We start from the raw sequence: 18,778 nt of genomic DNA on the forward strand, positions 1-18,778 counted from the left end.
TTGACTGGGAAATCTGTTCCTCAAGCCACGTTTATCCTCCCTGACGAAACCTTATCCAAATCCTCTAGGAAATCTTTTCTACAGTATTCTTTTAAATCTGAATTTTTCCCAAAGACAAAGGAGGACCATTCGAGTCCTCCTTTGTCTTGGATGATTTTTAATTCTTTATGTAAATCATATCATTAGAGTGCAAAAGTAATCACACCTAAAACTGAACGGTTTAGATTTCTCACTTCTTGCATACTTTCTTCAAATTTCTTATAGCGAGTAACACCATATTCTTCTACGAAAAGTACATTCTCAAATGCTAAAAGATCTTTGACATTTTGCAAGTTAACAAACTGAACACCCTCAAGATTCAATTTGTATTCTACTTGTAATTTATTCAAAATACGATTATCTGAACTTACGATTGCTAGTGGTTGACCTTGACACTTGTAACTCAATAGTTCAGAAAGATTTTCAAGAGTTGTAATAGTTGAAACGAAGTCTACTTGATAAGCAGAGAAATCGCCTGCACGATTGATAGTTGGGTTGAAGAGGTAAACTAGAACATTCGCCATGATCACTAGGATGACACAGAGAATACCAATAATCACTAAGCGCAAAATAAGATTTTTCAAGTTAAAGCCAAGAGCAACTTCTCCATTCGGAGTCAATTCTTTAGAGTTAACTGTTTCAAGTTTTTCAATCTTAACGTCTGTATAGGTAGACTTGAACTTGTCAATCAATGAATCAAACTTGCTTTCAAGGAAATCATTTACTTCCTTACTTGGAGTTAAAATTTTAACAGTTACACCTGCATCATCAATCAATGGGTTAATCGTTAATTTTTTTGTCCAATAGTCACTTGCAGAATTCTTCAATGCTGTTTCTGTGGTATCTAAATCTTTTGCGATTTCCTTCATCTTATCAGAATCAACATCATTGAAAAGAAAGGCACCATTGAGATTACCATCAATTAGTTTTGCATAGAAGTCACTATAACCACCAACTTGATGATTCAAAATTGTTTTTGATGATGTTTCTGGAGCAGTTATCTTATAAGTGATATAAGTAGAATAACTAGTAGAATCTTTGACTGTATTTTTATTTTTAACAGCTTTTAAAGTAAATGGTACAGCTATGAGAGCAAATAAGGCTAGTAAAGCTAGCAAATTCACTTTACGTTTTTTATAAAGATTTGCGAACAAATCAACTACAGAATAATGTTCAAACATGTATTTCCCCTTTTTTGATTAAGTGATGATTTTCTTTTGTAAGCATTTTTGCCACGAAAATGATAATAAGAACAATTCCCCAGAATTGCATTGTAAAAAGATTAAAGAAACTTTCTGAGAAGCTACTTCTAGGCATAAAGAATAAATTATTCAGGATTAGCAAAGATAATGCAAATAAGATTGTTCTTGAGCGATAAGCTACTTGTAGCATGGCTATAAAGAGCATACCAAGTAAGATACTTAGTAGAAATAGTCCCAACATACCATAATCAGTATACAATTCCATGATATAACTACTTCCAATACCATGGCCTCTTAGATATTCTTTATTTAGAACAAGATAAGATAAATTGTGGGCATAACTATTACTATCGATCGCTAGTTCAATACTATTTGTCGTATGTTCAAATGGTTTGGCGCCAAATATGATTCCGATACTACCTCTCGCAAAATAGTCAACAACCGGACCAAAAGTGAAATTTCGGAAGTCTCTATACGGAAGACTACTATTGTACAAGAATCCTCTCGCTAAAACTCCAAAACTAGTTCCTTGTTTATAAATGAAATCGAGTAATAAATCAAAAACTCCACTATGAGATACTTGGGCGTTATCACGAACATAGTTTAGTGCTCCCATCGCAAGCATGAGAACAGGTGTTCCAAGATAAATAGCTAATTTTTCTTTGAAACCAATCCATTTCCCTTTCTCCGTTTGTTCACGCATAAAGTAGTAAACAAAGGCGAAAATCAAACTCAGAATAAAGGGATTTCTGGTACCAATTACTAAGTGAATCAAGTTAGCCGCGATATAGGCAACTAAAACCATTGTCGCATGTGACTTTTTAGGTTTGGTTGCTAAGTAAACACACATGGCATAAACCGTGAAAGTCGATAAGATATAGGTAAAGTAAGGCAATTGACTTTCAAAATTTGCATAATAATTGTAATAAGAAGTTTGCAAACGGTATAGCAGGCGCTCAAACAGTCTAAGGAAATAAAATGGATAGGTGAGTAGAAATACACTCAATGAAACAAAACGTAATTTTTTTATATAATTGACATTCACTGTTTTTTCTACTTTTATAGGAGCTTTGCTTTTTCGAGCAAGATAATAATTGGCTATAAAACCACCTATTGTCAGTCCTAAAATAGAAACAATGACAACTAGGAAAGCAAATCGATAGGCAATTGGTTGGTAGGTGTCTAGCGCTCCATCTCTAAAATAATCGATGGTGGGTCTGGATACCAAAAATATAAAAATTGTGATAAAGAATATAAAGTGAATCAAATAGTATTTGATATTATTCCAGCAAAGTAGCAGACTGCTAATTAAGAGTAAAAGCAAAGTTGTCAGAAGTCCTACGTTGTTACTGGTAAACAAATAAGTGATTCCGCTTATTATGGTTACGATATAGCTTAGAATCGTAACCGTTAGCAACATTCGTTTGCCATCAACCATCTCAGCCCTCCTTTTCTAATTAATTTTTTTCGATTGCTCAATATTTTTAAACAATAATATTCTATACAATCTTACATTTACAAATAAGGCTAAAGCACTAATACGTCTTCCTTTTCTAAAAATGGTATTTTTGACAATAGCAAAGGCATGTTTTTTCAAGTAGCCATAAATCCTTGGATAGTCTTTAAACTCTTTGAAATTCTCATCTAGAAGCATTTTATCCAAGATAAAGAAATGTGCATATGCCAGTCTAAAGAAAGCTACTTCTGTTAAGTTTGGATATTCCTTAACGACTTCAGTATAAAATTTTTGATAAATATCAATGTAAGCTAAGTCTTTTTCCGCATATGGTTTGGTAGTAATACTATCTCCTCGGTGGAAATAATAATAGTATGGTTTAGTATTCACAACATACTTTTTAGCTACTTTAATGAGATCAAAATGATAATAGGCATCTTCATAAATCAAGCCTTTTGGAAAAGTTAACTGTGCTGCAATCTCCTTTTTGATGAGTTTGTTACAAATAGTACCAGGTATTTTCTCACCAATTAAATATTCTCTAAGGAATGTTTCTGTATCACATATAAAATAATCATCCTGGTTTTCAGTCTGCGGACTCTCACTATTGGCATAGACATTCATAACACCACAGCTGGAAACATCTGCATCTTCTTTGACTAATTGTTGATATAAGCTAGCAATCATTTCAGGATGTATATAATCATCCGAATCTATAAAAATAACATAGTCTCCGTGTGCTTGCTTCAATCCATCATTTCGAGCTTGAGACAAGCCTTCGTTTTCCTTGTGATAAACCAAAACTCGTTCATCTTGTTCAGCAATTTGTTCACACAAGCGACCACTTTCGTCTGTTGCTCCATCATCAACGAGAATGATTTCGAGATTTTGATAGGTTTGTTGCTGAATGGATGCTATGGATTTTTCAAGGTATTGCGCTACATTATAAACTGGAACGATGACACTAATTAATGCAGTTTCCATGCTACTCCTCTATTAGTTTTTCTACTTGTTCAATTTGTTTAGCAATCGTAAATTGCTGAATAAATTGACTGGCTTCATTGACATTAAAGCTTGATGCAGCTGCCATGTAGTTATCAATTGCTTGAGCTGCTTCTTGATTGCTTTTAATGATTTTACCAAATCGTCCTTCCTGAGATAATTCTTCTGCTCCCCCAACTTCAGTAGATACAAAGGGAACTCCCAGACTCAAGGCCTCAACATAGACTCCAGGAAAACCTTCCTGTTTGGACATAGATAAAAGAACTTTCATCTTAGAAAGATACTGATACGGATTTTTTTGATACCCAAGGAAATGAACGTAATCCTCAAGTTGATACTCTTTGACTCGTTTTTTCAGCTCCTCTTCCATATCACCAGCCCCTATAAAGTAGAGGTGATATTTCTTGTCTTGCAGGTGCAGTAGTCGCAATACTTCCACAACTCGATCAGAACCCTTATTCTCTTCAATACGTCCAATAGTACAGATGCTCTGAGTAGCTATCTCGATAGCCACCTTCTCTTTTGATTTTTCCAAAATGCTTTCAAAATCATAACCATTATAGACTGTTACTAATTTCTGTGAGTAATCTGGATAAACTTCTTTGATAGAATTGCTGGTTTTTTTTGAAATTCCTACTATCCTATCAGCATCATCCAATTGTCGTCTATGAGAATCACGCTTAGAACTATCTGTTAAAAATTCTTCAATACTTCCATGAATCCAAGAAATCTTCTTCACTTCCTTGCGTTTAGAAAATAAAAGAGGAGGATTCATAATGGTAAAGGAAACCTCTACATCATATTGATCTTTTACTAGTAAACGTCTGGTGAGTCTTGGGAAATAAATTCTCAATCTCCATAAAAGCGCTCTTAACCATCTTGGTTGACGGTAGTCTTGAAAAGCTTTTAAAATTCTCACATTTTCAGGCACAGGTTCGTATCCTTTATCAAAATGTTCCATTTCAAGGATATCAATATCATACTTTTCCGGATCCAAGTTTGAAACAATCGTAGAAAGGATTTTTTCTGCACCTCCGCCTAGAGAGAAGGACCACATAAAAAATAAAATTTTCTTCTTATCCACCATATTCTCCCTTATATTCAGTGTAACTCTTATCCATATCTGCTATAAGGGCATCGTGGTGAGGCACTTGCTTGTCAGCTGGTGGTGGTGTCATGTAATCACCAAAAGCTGTGCTTAGATAGGCATCATAACCAACTGGAATAGGCATTTCTGTCCCTTCGAATGGTAAGAAAATGCTATCTTCAAAGGCCTGAATTGGATACTTCTTCTTCATGTAGCCTGGACCTGAGCATAATTCTGTGATGCCATCACTTTCAGCTGGTCCATATTTGGTCATTTCTTTCTCAGCCTTTTTCCAGATACGATAACGAAGGGCTTTAGGAGTTAATCCTAATAAAATCGTGCTTCCCCATTTCATGAGAGCTCCATGATTTTCTGGAATGGTTTGGGCACAAAAGAGAGAGTAAATCAAAGCCCAACGTACCTGTTTCTTACGTTCAGCTGGATTTTTAGGGTAGTAGTCCAAGGGAAGAACATCCAAGGCCAAGCCATGTGGGAGGTCCAAATCTTGTTGGTAAGGCTTGATGCAAGTTGTTGCCTTGTCTCGAATAGTGATAAAGAGGTTGCGATCAACAAAGTCTCTATCACTTTTTGATAGGAAGTAACGCTCATCCGCATAACGAGGCCATAACTCTGCTAATTTTTCATAATCCTTGCGGGGCATAAAGAAGTCTAAATCATCATCCCAAGGGATAAAACCTTTATTTCGTAGAGCACCAATAGCTCCTCCACCACACAAATAACAGAGTAAATCGTGTTCTTTACAAAAGGCGACAAAATATTCAGCCATCTCTAGGCTACGAGCTTGAATTGCCTTTAAATCACTCATCTTATTCTCTTCCTCTTCTATAGAATACATCATTCTATTATACCATAAAAATAGTTTATAAATCCATCTGACCATGTGAAAAATCAAAGCCTGAGATACCTATTTTCATAGGTATCTTAAGCTCTGATTCATTTTACATTTTATCTAAATCCCATCTGGGACAGTTTATTTTGGTAAGCTTTTTGATCTACTCGAAGTGATTGACCACCGTATACGTCAAAGTCGTCTACCCAGTCTCCAAGTTCTGGAACTGTCAATCTTTCAATACCATTCTGACCTCCTTCAAGGACTGATAAGCCATTGGTCAATAAGAAAGTATATGGAAGGTTTGTAGAGGTCATGGCGAATACTTTACCAAGAGCTTCCGAACCAGTGAAAAGTTTTGTCGGATCTTTAATTTGCTGTAAAACAGCTGTCATGACCTGCTGTTGTCGACGAGTACGACCATAGTCCCCTTCATCATCATCACGGAAACGTGCATAGTTGAGAAGAGTCGAACCATTCATCTGTTGTTTCCCAGCTCGAATGGTTTGAGTCGGTGACTCAGTTTCCGTTGCGTGCAAGTCATCGCCTACAGTCGCTTCTGTAACTGGAACCCCATTGAGAGTTGAAAACTGAGCATCAATGGTCACACCATCAGGGAAGAGCGTATCAATGGCAGTCGCAAAGGCTTGGAAATCGACAAGGGCATAATATTTGATGTCTAGATCAAAATTATCCTTGAGGACCTTGCGGACCATTTCGGCTCCTTGTTTACCTTCTTGTTCTCCCAATTCATAGGCCAAGTTTAATTTATGGTCGGTCTGTTTTTGACCATTGATGACTTGGCTATACCCATCAATATAGACCAAGTTATCACGCATAAAGCTAACGAGCTTCAATTTTTTATCTTTGCCACTTACATTCAGAACCATAATGGAATCTGTCCGTGTTTCTGCACTATTCTGTCCGATACGTCCATCCGTACCCAAAATAAGAATATTAACCCCATCACGCGTATCTTGTCCATTGAAAACTTCAACCTGAGCAGCTTTGGCATCTTTGGGCCCATTTGAGCTATTAGGATTCGCCGATTGGAATCCCTTTAAGAACATGACGATCATTCCAACTGCTACACAAAGGAATAACATCCCTAACCAAGCAAATAAGCGTTTAAAACGAAAACCTCTTTTTTTCTTTTGCTTCTTAGCTTTTGGAACCTTCGTTTCCTGTTGAGCCCCACCACTACGGCGGTTAGAGCGACTACGATTAGCATAGGTTGGCAGGTCGATACCAGAGTCTGAAAGAAGTTGTTCCTTGGCTTCTGGATTGAAAACTTCCGCTGAACCTTTTTGACCTTCTAACTTAGCATGTAAAAAGTCAAATTCTCTCTTTTCTTTCTCATTCAAATAATGAATATTTTTCAAAAGATAGTCATATCTCAGTTTTTCGTGGTGTGTCAAAGGATTCTCTCTAGTCATTCCTTCTCCTTTCCTTTATCCTGTATGGTATAGATAGGATAAGCACCTAGTACTTTATACTGGATTCCAATCGTTTCTAGTTCTTTTTGAGCAAAATGGACCAGTTCTTTATCAGTATAAGCGACATCAATGATAAAAAAGTATTCGCCCAAGGCTGTTTTTAGGGGACGACTCTCAATTTTAGTCAAGTCAATCCCGCGCCATGCAAAGGTAGAAAGTGCTTTGTATAATGCACCTGGAAGATTATCTGGCAAGGTCAAAGCTAGACTCATCTTTTCAGAACTTGGACTCAAGGGGATTTGTGGTAATTTAAGTCCCAAAACCCAAAAACGAGTAAAATTGGCTTCCATTTCTTGAATATCTTGAGCGATCAGCTTTAAACCATATTCCTCTGCAGAACTTCTTGGGGCAATCGCCGCAAATGGTTGATCAGGATGCTCAGAAACATAGCACGCAGCGTAGGCTGTACTGGCAGTGACTTCCAGTTGCGCATCTGGATAATGCTCGTCAATAAATTTCTTCCCTTGTGCCAATGCTTGTGGGTGAGAAAAGATTTTCTCAATTTTAGATTGCCTTGGCACTGCCATCAATTGTTGGTGGATTGGCTGAACAATCTCTGCCACAGCTTGAATGCGAGCTTGATGGAAAAGATAGTCCAGTGTCTCATGAACACTACCTTCAATGGAATTTTCAACTGGCACTACTGAATAGTCTACCAGTCCCTGTTCATAGGCCTTGATAACGTCTGTAATATTTGAAAATGGCTCCAGTTCCTCATGAGGAAAAGCCGTTTGCACCACATGGTGCGAAAAAGATCCTTTGGGACCTAGATAGGCAATTTTCATATCAATTCCTCTATAATTTCTTCTGGGCTTAAGCTTGACACGTCTACAATCTGGCTAGCTACTTCTTCATACCAAGCCTGTCTTTCATCAAAAATCGCAGCTAAATCTTCCTTGCTATTGTTTAGAAATAGCGGGCGTTGATTGTCTTTATCAGCTGAAATTCGCTGGTAAAGGGTCTCAAAATCTGCTTTAAGATAGATGTTGTCTGGATTTTGCTTGAGCAAGTCACGATTTTTCTGAGAAATGACCACTCCACCACCAGTAGACACGACTTGGTCCGTTTTTAGTAGGTCAGCTAAAACTTCTGATTCCACCTGACGGAAGGCTGCTTCTCCTTTTTCTTCAAAGAATTGAGCAATCGACATCCCTAGTCGTTCTTCCAACAAGGCATCCATGTCTACGAAATCAGGATTTAATCCTCTAGCAATAGTAGATTTTCCTGCACCCATAAATCCAAGTAAAACCTTAGCCATGAATCAAAGTCTCCAAATCATCAAAGAAGCTTGGGTAACTAGTATTAATAGCTTCGGCACGATCCAATTCGACCTCTCCATCTGCCACTAAAAGAGCTGCAATGGCTGTCATCATGCCGATACGGTGGTCACCAAAGGTATTGATCCTGGCTCCATGGAGAGCAGATTTCCCTTTGATAATCATGCCGTCTGCTGTAGGAGTAATAGCTGCTCCCATGCTATTTAAAGCGTCTGCGACAACTTGAATACGGTCAGTTTCTTTAACCTTGAGTTCTTCTGCATCTTTGATGACCGTTTGCCCTTGAGCTTGGGTAGCTAGGAGAGCGATAATTGGTAATTCATCAATTAAGCGCGGAATCAAGGCTCCACCAATCTCTGTTCCCTTCAAATCTGAAGTTTCAACAGTCAAGGTTGCAGACTTAGCAATTGGATCAATATCAGTAATCTCTAATTTGCCACCCATAGCACGGATAACATCAATAATCCCTGTACGAGTTTCATTAATACCTACATTCTTAAGTACCACACGAGAATTAGGAACAATCAAACCTGCCACCAACCAAAAGGCTGCACTAGAAATATCTCCAGGTACGACAACCGTTTGTCCATTTAGTTTCTGTGGTCCCTGGACAGTGATTTTCTTACCATCGACACTCAAGTCTCCGCCAAATTGACGCAACATATCTTCTGTATGGTTACGAGTGCACTCCTTCTCAATGATGACAGACTGGCCTTGAGCCTGCAAGGCTGCAAAAATCAAGGCTGATTTAACTTGAGCAGAGGCAATGGGCAATTCATAATGAATAGGTGTTAAATTTTTTGTACCTTTTAAGTGCAATGGTGGCAAGTCTCGCTCTGTTTGACCAGAAATGCTAACTCCCATTTTTTTCAAAGGAAGGGTCACACGGTCCATAGGACGTTTGGAAAGACTATCATCTCCAAACATCTCTACTTCAAAGTCTACACCAGCAAGCACGCCCGAAATTAAACGAATTGAGGTCCCAGAATTCCCCATATCGAGAGCGTTCTTAGGGACTTTCAAACCATCCATCCCAACACCTTGAATGGTAACGACGCCGTCTTTGTCCTCTATCTCAACGCCTAGGTCACGAAAAACTTGCATAGTTGATAGGACATCTTCACCACGCAAGATATCATAAACTTTAGTCTCACCCTCAGCCAAGCTCCCAAAAATAATAGAGCGATGACTGATAGACTTATCCCCTGGTACTCGAATACTACCATTCAAATGGTTAATGTTTGTTTTTAACTTCATACTAGACCTCATACTGACAATACTTTTTCTTATTTTATCATAAAAAGTCAGAAATTTCTTAAAAATTCCTGACTTTATGAGGTAAATTCTTATTTTAAAAGTTCTGAAATTGGTTCAAAAACAATTTTTTCAATATCAGATAGATAAATAGAAAGTTGTTGCTGTTTGGCAAAGAAAGCTGATAAAAGAGAGTTGCCCTGAATCAACTTGCCAAAAGATTCCATTTTTTCTTGGAAAGAAGCGTCTGGCATTTGACCAGTTTGGGCCATGACTTGGATTTCATGCTGAAAAGCAATATAATCCGCAAAGATTTTACTAGCTTCTGCATCTGCTTGGATAGCATCTCTAGCTTCTTTAACTGCCTTATATTCTGGCAGCTCTCGTAGTCCGCGACTTAGTTCGTTTGCACTATCATAAATATTTGACATAATTGTCCTCCTTATTTAATAACGACTGTGTAATTCGTATTTTCTGTAATGACTTGCTCAGCACGTTTTAAATCCTGAGCATTCTTAAAGGAAATTTGCAGAATCCCGTGAATATCTTCACGGTTTTCCTCATTGATATGGATATTGACCAAGGAAGTTCCTCTTAGCAATTCCAAGATGCGCAAGATAACATCTTCCTCATCGGGAACGTCTACATAGAGGTCAAATGAGCTATCTACTCCTCCACGTTTATGGATTTCCATAGCTTGGCGTTGCTCCCGCGCTTGATTGAAAAAGTTCCAGATTTGGTTTTCGTCACCCTTACTAATAGCTTGTCCAACCTCGTCTAAACGTCGCTTAAAATCTTCGATACGTTCAATAATGGTCTCTCGATTGGATAAGAGGATAGAAGTCCACATGCCTGGCTCACTTTCGGAAATCCGAGTCATATCACGGAAACCACCTGCCGCAAAACGTCGTGCCATCTCATGTTCTTCAGCATAACTGGCAGTTTGTTCCATCAATCCTGATGCTAAGATATGCGGAAAATGACTGATCTGAGAAGTCACTCGGTCATGCTCTTCAGCATCGATTTCAATGAAACGAGCGTGAAGACCTGACAGTAAGTCCTTCATTTCTTCAAGCGTGTCTGGAGTCGTTAGGCTCGAAGGTGTGAAGATATAGTAGGCATTTTCAAAAAGATTAACATCGGCAGAAGCCGCTCCTGTCTTATGACTACCTGCCATAGGATGAGCCCCTACAAAGCGAACAGGCTTATCTGTAAAACAGTTCTCAGCTGTAGCCACGATAGCTGACTTGGTCGATCCAGCATCGGAAATAATGACGCCTTCTTTCAAATCCAAAGTTGCCAAATCTTGTAAAAAAGTAATGGTTTGCTTAATTGGCAGGGTAAGAATGATGACGTCTGCAAGTGGAGCAAAACTGGCAAAATCATCCGTCGCACGATCAATCATTCCTCGCTCCAAGGCAATATCTCTAGATGCCTGACTGCGATTGTATCCTAAAATTTCATAATCAGGATGATCCCGCTTGATTCCAAGTGCCATGGAAGCACCAATCAAACCCAATCCTGCGATATAGATGGTTTTCGCCATAAGAACTCCTTAATAATTCTTTGTATACTCCCGATGTTTAGCAACAGCTTCTTTTAATTCCTCCAGATTATCAGAAGAGAATTTCTCTAGAATTTCCTGGGCCAAAACTGTTGCTACAACTGCTTCCATAACAACACCTGCTGCTGGAAGAGCGGTTGGATCACTTCTCTCCACCGTTGCCTTATAAGGCTCATGGGTTTCAATATCGACACTCATTAATGGCTTATAGAGAGTCGGAATTGGTTTCATGACCCCACGAACAATAATCGGTTGACCATTGGTCATACCACCTTCGAAACCTCCAAGGTTATTTGTTCGACGAGTATAGCCATCTTCTGGTGACCAGAGGATTTCATCCATAACTTGGCTACCCTTGAGATAACCTGCTTTAAAACCAAGTCCAAACTCCACACCCTTAAAGGCATTGATGGAGACAACCGCTTGAGCTAGTCTTGCATCTAGTTTGCGATCCCATTGGACGTAGGAACCAAGACCAACCGGAACACCACCGACAACTGTTTCGACAACACCACCGATGGTATCTCCATCACGTTTGATCTGATCAATATAGTCCTTGATTTCCTGCTCACGTTCTTGATTGACGATAAAAACTTCAGACTGGGCAGCTAGTTTCTTAATCTCTGCGACTGTCAAGTTTTCTGGAACATCGATTTCCTTGCCACCAAAGACAACAACATGGTTGGCAATTTCTATATCAAGCTCAGCCAATAGACGCTTGGCAACAGCCCCAACTGCAACTCGCATAGTCGTTTCACGGGCAGATGAACGTTCCAGGGAATTTCTCAAATCATCAAAGCGGTATTTGATACCTCCTACCAAGTCAGCGTGACCTGGGCGAGGATGCGTGATTTTTCGTTTACTTTTAAGTTTGTCTTCAATATCCTCTGCAGACATGATATCAAGCCACTTTTGATGGTCTTTGTTAATGACATCCATGGTAATGGGAGCCCCTGTCGTCTTCCCGTGGCGAACACCAGAAGTAAAGACAACTTGGTCACTTTCAATCTTCATACGACCACCACGGCCGTAACCACCTTGGCGACGTTTGAGATCCTCATTAATATCTTCTGCAGTTAAAGGAAGACCTGCTGGGATTCCTTCAATAATTGCTGTCAGACGAGGACCATGTGATTCCCCTGCTGTTAAATATCTCATACATTCTCCTTATTTTACCAAGTAATCTTTCATTTCTTCAAGAAAAACTGGGTGAATGGTGGCTGAACCAAGTTCTGGCACCAAAACTAATTTCATGGTATTCCCACGCGCTTTTTTATCGTGAGTCAAAGCCTGATACAGCTTATCAACATCCCAGTTTTCATAATCCACAGGAAGTCCAAATTTCTGACACATTTCTCGGATAGACTGAGTGATTCCAGCTGGCATAAGGCCTTTTTGTTCGGCTACCTTAGAAACCTGAACCATTCCCATCGCTACTGCCTCACCATGCATAACACGTCCATAACCAGCAGTCGCTTCGATAGCATGACCAATTGTATGACCAAAATTGAGATACAGACGAATACCATTGTCCAATTCATCTTCGACTACCATCTTGCGCTTGACCTGGCAAGAATGCTCAATCAAACTCTCGGAATGTTCCAATATGCTTTCCACAGAACCATCCATTTTAGATAATAAGTCCCAGAGTTCTGGATCTTCAATTAAGCCATACTTGATGACTTCACCCATTCCTTCAATCAACTCTCTCTTACCTAAGGTTTCAAGAACGGTTGGATCAATCAAAACGCCGTCTGGTTGGGCAAAAGTTCCCACCATATTCTTGGCAAAAGGAGTATTTACTCCTGTCTTACCACCGATTGAAGAGTCCACTTGAGCAGTCAAACTGGTCGGAATTTGAACAAAGTGAATACCTCGCATATAGGTTGAGGCTACAAAGCCAGCCAAATCACCAACGACACCACCACCTAAAGCTACGATGCCGTCACTGCGAGTCAAGTCTTGCTTAACTAGAAATTCATAAGCCTTTTGAACTGTGGTTAGATTTTTTCGCTCTTCACCCTCTAGAAAGTCAAAAACTGCCACTTGAAAACCAGCATCCTCTAGGCTCAATTTAACTTTTTCTGCATAGAGAGAAGCCACATGGTTATCGGTAATGATAACGACTTTTTGCGGTTGCCAAAGTTCCCGCAACCATTTTCCTGCTTGAGACAGGCATCCTTTTTCAATCTGAATATCATAGGGATGGTGGGGAAGGTCTATTCTGATTTTCATAGCAGTTCTCCTTTTTTCATTTTTGATACTTTTGTTTTAGTAATTCCCAGATTTGAGCGGTTGGCATTTCCTTGCCTGTCCATAACTGAAAAGCTTCCGCTGCTTGGTAAAGCAACATGCCTAGGCCATTTACAGCGTGATTGCCCTGGTTTCTTGCCCACTTTAGAAATGGTGTTTCAAAGGGTTGATAAATCACATCTGCTACCAATATTTTCTCTGGTAAAACAATACTTGTTGGGATTGGCTGAGATACTCCATCCATACCCACACTGGTCGCATTTACCAGTAAATCCGAATCAGTTATCCTTGCTTGCAGTTCAGAAACATCTTCTAAAGCAAATAAATCTGCTTTAAACCCTGTTTCATTTTGCAGTTTTTCTAAGTAAGGTCTTGTTTTTTCTATTGAAGCCGAACGTACAAAGACAGAAACCTGACTGACTTCATCCAAGATTGCCTGTGCCAAAATTGCCTTGGCTGCACCGCCTGCTCCTAACAATACCATTCTTTTCCCAGATATTTTAAAAGAAGGCAAGCTCTTAAAGAATCCCTTGCCATCTGTGTTATATCCGATTAAAGTTCCTTCTCGATTCACCACTGTATTGACAGCACCAATCAAACGAGCTTCTTCACTCAATTGATCCAAATAAGGAATCACCTGCTCCTTGTAGGGCATAGAAAGATTGATTCCAAACATCTGGTAACGACGAATGTTGGCAACTGTTTCTGCCAAGTCAGTCGCTTCTACTTCCCAAGCAAGATAAACCCCATTGGTATGAGTTGTCTCAAAAGCTCTGTTGTGAATGAAAGGTGAAATGGAGTGTTTGATAGGATTGGCGACTACAGCTGCTAAACATGTGTAGCCATCAATCTTCATTTAGTATCTCCCGAATTTTTTTCATGCTAGAAAGTGAAATCTGTCCTGGAGCACTGGCTTCGTCCAGACTCGCAAAAGACCAGCTAGAACCCGTCACATCTGAAGTGATACGAGAAACCTTACCCATTTTCCCCATAGAAATCGTCACATATTCTTGTTCTGGGTTCAATGTTTTAAAGCCACGTGTAAAGTTCATAAGGTCCAATACATCCTGTTCTGTATGAGCCATAACCGATACTTTAACCACTTTGGGCGTTAGGCTGGTTAGCTCGGATAAGATTTCCATCATATTCTCTGGAGTTTCTTGGAAATTATGATAACTCAAGACTAGATTTGGAAAATCAAGCATCTCTTCAAAAACATCCTTATGGGAGAAATACTCAAAATCAATGTATTCTGGTTGGTAGAGTTGAGCTACATCTTTGATAATTTGTACATACTCCGCCGAATCCAAATCGATCTCGCCTCCCTCAGCACGAGTTCGTAGGGTAAAGAGGAGTTCGCGACCTGCAAATTTTTCAAAAATAGCTGGAGCTACCTGTAAAATAGCTTCCTTAGGTAGGAAGTCGGCACGCCACTCAATGATATCAGCATCGATATACCGCATGGCATCGATTCCTTGCGCCTCTTCTAAACTCTTTGGCATTACTGAAACGACTAATTTCATTTAGTTACCTTCATGCTAATCACCTTAAGGTAATTACTACTTTCATCTTTTTCATTGTAGACAAAGTCTGCTGGAAGTCCATATTTATTAAGAACCTGGTACTTTCTTCCTGCAAATCCTTTGTCGATTTGTTCTATAAATTTTTGACGGGAAACATTGGCAGCATTGGTGCTAGCAATGATAATACCTCCCGGATTTAAAATCTCCAAACTCTGGGAAATCAACTTGTGATAGTCCTTAGCTACAGAGAAAGTTTGCTTTTTATTACGGGCAAAGCTAGGTGGATCAAGAACGATCACATCATAAGACAAGCCCTTACGTTTAGCGTATTTAAAGTATTCAAAGACATCCATAACAATGAAACGATGACTGTCAAGACTGAGTCCATTGGCATGAAAATGAGCTTCTGACAGTTCTCTGGAACGTTTGGCTAGATCTACAGAGGTTGTTTCACTAGCGCCTCCCATTGCTGCAGCAACTGAAAAAGCTGCTGTGTAGGAAAACATATTAAGCAAGGATTTTCCCATAGCTAAACCATCAACCAAGCTACCACGCACTTCATGTTGGTCCAAGAAGATGCCTGTCATAAGACCGTCATTCATAAAGACTTGATAGAGAACTCCATTCTCAAGAACTGTAAAATTTTCTGGTGCTTCTTGACCATAGATATGGGCAGACTCATAGTCTAGACCTTTAAAACGAATCTTTTCATAGGCACCTAAGACTTCAGGGAAAACCTGAACAAAGGCCGCTAAGATCTCTTGGCGAAGTCCATAGATATAGGAGTTATACCATGAAAAAACAACATAATCTCCATAGAGATCCAAAGTCATTCCACCAAAGCCATCGCCTTCTTGATTAAACAAACGAAAGGCAGTTGTCAACTCATCTTGATAGTAAGAAGAACGTTTTTGTTTGGCTTTTTCAAACAAACTTTCAAAGAATTTTTGGTTAAAAGAAAGCTTCTGGTTCGTTACAAACCAACCAATCCCCTTATTTTGACGAGATAAATAAGCCATGCCCAAAAACTGCTTGTTTTGACTAAATAACTCAACTTCTTGATCAGTTTCAGATAGTTCTGGAAAATCAATTTCCTCCAAAAGTACTAGACCTTGGTTTAGTTTTTTTTCAACACGTCTACTGACGAATACTTTATTCATAAATACTATTATAACAAATTTTGTGACAATTCACAAAATAGAAACTATTGATTCATCCATCATCTTGCCCTATCTGAGAGAATTTTTCCTCCCATTAGTCCTATTATTTTTCTTTTATAGTATTTCAACACTTCCAGTTGAAAAATAGACATAAAATTCAAAGAGTTTAATTATCACGCAAACGTTTGCATATTCTTTAGCTTTATGCTACAATAATTCTCATCACTGTAAGTAAGAGGATCAACTATGAAAAATCAAACCCTAATGCAATATTTTGAGTGGTATCTCCCCCACGATGGAAATCACTGGACACGCCTAGCTGACGACGCTGAACACCTAACCAACTTAGGTATTAGTCACATTTGGATGCCCCCTGCTTTTAAAGCAACAAATGAAAAGGATGTTGGTTATGGCGTCTATGACTTGTTTGACCTTGGAGAATTTAATCAGAAGGGTACTGTACGTACCAAGTATGGCTTTAAAGAAGACTATCTTCATGCCATCCAAACTTTAAAATCTCATGGGATTCAACCAATGGCTGATATCGTCTTAAATCATAAGGCAGCCGCTGACCATTTAGAATCTTTCCAAGTAATAGAAGTGGATCCAGAAGATCGAACTGTGGAACTAGGAGAACCTTTTACCATCAATGGCTGGACTGGTTTTACCTTTGACGGACGACAAAACACCTACAATGACTTCCACTGGCACTGGTACCACTTTACTGGAACTGACTATGATGCTAAACGCCATAAATCTGGGATCTATCTGATACAGGGAGACAACAAAGGCTGGGCTAACGAGGAATTAGTTGATAACGAAAATGGTAACTATGACTATCTCATGTATGCAGACCTAGATTTCAAGCATCCAGAAGTCATACAAAATATCTACGATTGGGCAAATTGGTTTATCGAAACGACTGGTGTAGCTGGTTTCCGTTTGGATGCAGTTAAACACATAGACTCTTTCTTTATGCGCAACTTCATTCGCGATATCAAAGAAAAATATGGCCAAGATTTCTATGTCTTTGGAGAATTCTGGAATCCAGACAAGGAAGCAAATCTGGACTACCTTGAAAAGATTGAAGAGCGCTTTGATCTTGTCGATGTTCGCCTTCACCAAAATCTCTTTGAAGCAAGCAAATCTGGAGAAGACTATGATTTAACAAGCATCTTTGAGGATAGTCTAGTACAACTCAATCCAGACCGAGCTGTAACCTTTGTCGATAACCATGATACTCAACGTGGCCAAGCTCTTGAATCCACTGTTGAAGAATGGTTTAAACCAGCAGCCTACGCCCTCATTCTTTTGCGAGAGCAGGGACTCCCATGTGTCTTTTATGGAGACTACTACGGTATCTCTGGTCAATATGCTCAGCAAGATTTCAAAGATGTTCTTGACCGTTTGCTAGCTATTCGAAAAGAGTTGGCTTACGGAGAGCAGACTGACTACTTTGACGACCCTAATTGTATCGGTTGGGTTCGTTCAGGAGCTGGAAATCAATCACCACTTGCCATCGTAATTTCTAATGGCCAAGCAAACTCCAAAACTATGTTCGTCGGTCAAGAATGGGCTGACCAAACATTTGTTGATTTGCTTGGTAACCATCCTGACCAAGTAACCATCAATGCTGAAGGTTATGGAGATTTCCCAGTTACAGAACGCTCTCTTAGTGTATGGGGACTGGCTAACTAATCAATTAATACTCTTCGAAAATCTCTTCAAACCACGTCAGCTTCTCCTTGCCGTATATGTGTTACTGACTTCGTCAGTTCTATCCACAACCTCAAAACTGTGTTTTGAGCAACCTGCGGCTCGCTTCCTAGTTTGCTCTTTGATTTTCATTGAGTATAAAACACACAAAAAATGCCCACAAGCTAGATTTTCTTTCTAGCCTGTAGGCATTTTTTTCTATTATCAATACTTAAAATTAGTCTTTCCAAAGATCCATAGCATTTTGAAAATCTGCAGAAACTTGAACATTTTGAGGATTAGTCGCTTCTCTCTCCTGACGCTTAGCCTCTACCTGGACTACACTCTTAATGCCTTCATGATGCCAGTTTCTTAGGATAGCTTGGATATACTTCCAATTTGGTTTTCCATTCAAAACGGCCTCACGTAGGGCCTCTTTGATCAGGTCCGCACTGGTTCCGTCTTCTTTCAAACTCTTTTCTAAATCTTCGATTTCAAAAGGACTTAAGAGACGACCTAGCTCTTGTTGGAAGGTTTCCACCAAGTCTTTCAAATCATTTTTAGCGGGTAGCGCTTGGCTAGGTTCTTGCTTTTCAAAAAGTTGGTCTAAGCGCTCTAAAGCTAAAGTCGCATCAAAAATCACTTCTATCTCACCATTGAGTTCAATGGTTCGGTATTGAAGTAAGCCTTTTTCTGTCAAGCGCGAAATAGCTTGATTGACTTCAAATACTTGCTTTCCAATTTTCTCTGCGATCTGACTTGGGGACAATTCCCCTAAGGCTGTTGTATTTTGTAGATAAAAGAATTGCCAAACTAAGAAATCATCGCTTGATGAAAACAGTTGATTGTAGTTTAAGAGCAGAGCACTTGGTAGCACCAAGTTCCCTGATTTGAAAGCATCTAAATATGTCATAATTCCT

Annotated in this window: 18 protein-coding genes; 1 reads left to right on the forward strand and 17 read right to left on the reverse strand. The window is 39.2% G+C overall.

The features are described from left to right. Positions 1-182: 182 nt before the first annotated feature. The 16 genes from QM374_RS03730 to QM374_RS03805 all read right to left on the reverse strand — a co-directional run bounded on the left by QM374_RS03730 (position 183) and on the right by QM374_RS03805 (position 16,163). Entirely contained in the window at positions 183-1,220 is a 1,038-nt protein-coding gene (locus tag QM374_RS03730; protein WP_371559776.1) for a prephenate dehydratase, read from the reverse strand. Beyond that, on the reverse strand, positions 1,213-2,679 hold the full coding sequence (locus tag QM374_RS03735) for an O-antigen polysaccharide polymerase Wzy family protein (protein WP_414310909.1): 1,467 nt from the start codon (positions 2,677-2,679) through the stop codon (positions 1,213-1,215). Before QM374_RS03735 ends, QM374_RS03730 begins: the two co-directional genes overlap by 8 nt. A 15-nt stretch (positions 2,680-2,694) precedes the next feature. Then, on the reverse strand, positions 2,695-3,681 hold the full coding sequence (locus tag QM374_RS03740; RefSeq protein WP_414310910.1) for a glycosyltransferase family 2 protein: 987 nt from the start codon (positions 3,679-3,681) through the stop codon (positions 2,695-2,697). 1 nt (position 3,682) lies between these two features. Next, entirely contained in the window at positions 3,683-4,786 is a 1,104-nt protein-coding gene (locus QM374_RS03745; protein WP_414310911.1) for a glycosyltransferase, read from the reverse strand. Further along, positions 4,776-5,612, reverse strand: coding sequence for a LicD family protein (locus tag QM374_RS03750; protein ID WP_045763510.1), 837 nt, complete (start codon positions 5,610-5,612; stop codon positions 4,776-4,778). Before QM374_RS03750 ends, QM374_RS03745 begins: the two co-directional genes overlap by 11 nt. Before the next feature lie 140 nt (positions 5,613-5,752). Beyond that, positions 5,753-7,072 (reverse strand): LCP family protein, encoded by a 1,320-nt coding sequence (locus tag QM374_RS03755; protein WP_414310912.1) that lies wholly within the window; start codon positions 7,070-7,072, stop codon positions 5,753-5,755. Further along, on the reverse strand, positions 7,069-7,917 hold the full coding sequence (gene pheA, locus QM374_RS03760; RefSeq protein WP_414310913.1) for a prephenate dehydratase: 849 nt from the start codon (positions 7,915-7,917) through the stop codon (positions 7,069-7,071). The genes QM374_RS03755 and pheA overlap by 4 nt, the downstream gene beginning before the upstream one ends. Beyond that, entirely contained in the window at positions 7,914-8,390 is a 477-nt protein-coding gene (locus QM374_RS03765) for a shikimate kinase (RefSeq protein WP_414310914.1), read from the reverse strand. Before QM374_RS03765 ends, pheA begins: the two co-directional genes overlap by 4 nt. After that, positions 8,383-9,666, reverse strand: coding sequence for a 3-phosphoshikimate 1-carboxyvinyltransferase (gene aroA, locus QM374_RS03770; protein WP_414310915.1), 1,284 nt, complete (start codon positions 9,664-9,666; stop codon positions 8,383-8,385). Before aroA ends, QM374_RS03765 begins: the two co-directional genes overlap by 8 nt. Positions 9,667-9,755: 89 nt before the next feature. Beyond that, on the reverse strand, positions 9,756-10,094 hold the full coding sequence (locus tag QM374_RS03775; RefSeq protein WP_371559788.1) for a YlbF/YmcA family competence regulator: 339 nt from the start codon (positions 10,092-10,094) through the stop codon (positions 9,756-9,758). Positions 10,095-10,105: 11 nt separating this feature from the next. Further along, positions 10,106-11,209 carry a prephenate dehydrogenase gene (locus QM374_RS03780; protein WP_414310916.1) on the reverse strand — a complete coding sequence of 368 codons (1,104 nt, stop codon included), beginning with the start codon at positions 11,207-11,209 and terminating at the stop codon, positions 10,106-10,108. A 9-nt stretch (positions 11,210-11,218) separates the two neighbouring features. Next, positions 11,219-12,385: a chorismate synthase gene (gene aroC, locus QM374_RS03785; protein WP_414310917.1), complete on the reverse strand. Its 1,167-nt coding sequence runs from the start codon at positions 12,383-12,385 to the stop codon at positions 11,219-11,221. Positions 12,386-12,394: 9 nt separating this feature from the next. Next, a complete protein-coding gene (aroB, locus tag QM374_RS03790; RefSeq protein WP_414310918.1) occupies positions 12,395-13,462 on the reverse strand; it encodes a 3-dehydroquinate synthase in 1,068 nt (355 codons plus the stop codon). Between the two features lie 16 nt (positions 13,463-13,478). Next, positions 13,479-14,336 carry a shikimate dehydrogenase gene (locus QM374_RS03795; RefSeq protein ID WP_414310919.1) on the reverse strand — a complete coding sequence of 286 codons (858 nt, stop codon included), beginning with the start codon at positions 14,334-14,336 and terminating at the stop codon, positions 13,479-13,481. Next, positions 14,326-15,003 carry a type I 3-dehydroquinate dehydratase gene (aroD, locus tag QM374_RS03800; RefSeq protein ID WP_301559084.1) on the reverse strand — a complete coding sequence of 226 codons (678 nt, stop codon included), beginning with the start codon at positions 15,001-15,003 and terminating at the stop codon, positions 14,326-14,328. The genes QM374_RS03795 and aroD overlap by 11 nt, the downstream gene beginning before the upstream one ends. Continuing rightward, complete coding sequence (locus QM374_RS03805) at positions 15,000-16,163, reverse strand: class I SAM-dependent rRNA methyltransferase (protein WP_414310920.1); 1,164 nt, start codon at positions 16,161-16,163, stop codon at positions 15,000-15,002. The genes aroD and QM374_RS03805 overlap by 4 nt, the downstream gene beginning before the upstream one ends. 246 nt (positions 16,164-16,409) lie before the next feature. Here QM374_RS03805 and QM374_RS03810 point away from each other — a divergent pair, with 246 nt between their 5' ends. Beyond that, on the forward strand, positions 16,410-17,861 hold the full coding sequence (locus QM374_RS03810) for an alpha-amylase (protein WP_414310921.1): 1,452 nt from the start codon (positions 16,410-16,412) through the stop codon (positions 17,859-17,861). 235 nt (positions 17,862-18,096) lie between these two features. Here QM374_RS03810 and QM374_RS03815 read toward each other — a convergent pair whose 3' ends face one another. After that, a complete protein-coding gene (locus QM374_RS03815; RefSeq protein ID WP_414310922.1) occupies positions 18,097-18,771 on the reverse strand; it encodes a DnaD domain-containing protein in 675 nt (224 codons plus the stop codon). Positions 18,772-18,778 lie beyond the last annotated feature (7 nt).

The sequence above is a fragment of the Streptococcus infantis genome (genome assembly GCF_047465525.1).
GTDB lineage: Bacteria > Bacillota > Bacilli > Lactobacillales > Streptococcaceae > Streptococcus > Streptococcus infantis_R.